Raw genomic sequence first — 1399 nt, 5'->3', positions numbered from 1 at the left:
AAATGCTGGAAGTCCATTCCTACCTTCGCGCGGATTTCATTGATATCATGGGTGCCTGGCTTGACCTCGGTCCCCTCAATGAGGATTTGCCCGCTGTCTTTCTTCTCCAAGTAATTCAAGCAGCGAAGCAGGGTGCTTTTACCGGAACCACTTGGCCCGATCAGACATACCACATCGCTATCCAATACCTTCATATCAATATCTTTCAGTACATGCAAATCCCCGTAAGATTTATTTAAATTCCTGATGCGAATCATTTCTTTTTGTTCCATTTCAATTCCCCCTATCGATCACTGATGGACAGTTTCTTTTCGAATAAATTGACGACAATGGTCAGGAATGCCACAAGAATCAAGTAGTAGACCGCTACAATCAATAAATACGTCATCTCATCGAAGTTATTCGAGCCGAGTGTAGTGGCTACGTTAAACAGCTCATTCATGGAGATGAAGGCTGCTAGAGAAGAATCCTTCAGTCCGATGATGAATTGGTTGCCTAGCGGCGGCAATGCGCGGCGGAAGGCCTGTGGCAGGATGATTCTCCTCAATGCGAGTGAATTGCTCATTCCAAGGGAACGTCCGGCTTCCATTTGGCCTTTATCGATCGATTGAATCGTACCTCGCAATATTTCGGAGATATAAGCTCCGTTATGGAAGGCGAGGGCAAGAGACGCCGCCCAGAAGTCCGGCAATAAGAAGAGATTGCTGATACCGAAGTAGAGGATGAAGATTTGGACGATCAGCGGTGTACCCCGTACGAGGAATACATAAGCATCAGAAATCCAGGCAAGGACCTTTATATTGGAAATTTTTAAAAGTGCAAAAAGCAAACCGATGACGATCCCTACAATAATGGAGACTACCGTCAGTTCCAATGTGAGGAGCATGGCACGGATGAACACGTCCGACGAGCTAAATAATGTATCGAAAAAATGTGAAAAACTTGGCAATGTAATGACTCCCTTTCTATCATTCTTTATTCAGGCTTAGTAGTGATGTCCTCACCAAAGTACTTTTTGCTGATTTTCGCAAGCGTTCCGTCTTCCCGGAGGTTCTCTAGCGCCTCGTTGATGCGTTTAAGCAGCTGGGGATTGTCGCTTGGCAGGACGACCGCCTGCTCGCTGCGTTCGATCAATTGCCGGCCCTTGACATCGAAACCTTCCTTGGCTGCTTCCTTGCCGGTGACGAAGTCGGTGATGACGGCATCATGACGTCCTTCGCTCAACGCTTTAAGCGCGGTGATATCACTGTCATACGTTTTTACATGATTTGTATATTTTTCTGCAGTGGTTGCATATGTAGAGCCTTTCGAAGCCGCAACTTCCTTTCCCTTTAAATCATCAACCGTTTTAATATCGCTATCGGACCTGACGAAGATTTGGGGCCCCGAGTAATAATAG

General features: G+C 46.2%; 3 protein-coding genes. All 3 read right to left on the bottom strand.

All coding sequences use genetic code 11. The features are described 5' to 3' along the window. On the bottom strand, positions 1–272 hold a 272-nt coding region (locus tag CVN76_RS09715; RefSeq protein WP_157805623.1), incomplete at its 3' end, for an ATP-binding cassette domain-containing protein. 11 nt (positions 273–283) lie between these two features. After that, positions 284–949: an amino acid ABC transporter permease gene (locus CVN76_RS09710; RefSeq protein ID WP_061141380.1), complete on the bottom strand. Its 666-nt coding sequence runs from the start codon at positions 947–949 to the stop codon at positions 284–286. 26 nt (positions 950–975) lie between these two features. Then, on the bottom strand, positions 976–1399 hold a 424-nt coding region (locus CVN76_RS09705; RefSeq protein WP_157805622.1), incomplete at its 5' end, for a transporter substrate-binding domain-containing protein.

The sequence above is a fragment of the Bacillus sp. mrc49 genome (assembly GCF_002803435.1).
This window is presented reverse-complemented; position numbering and strand designations above follow the sequence as displayed.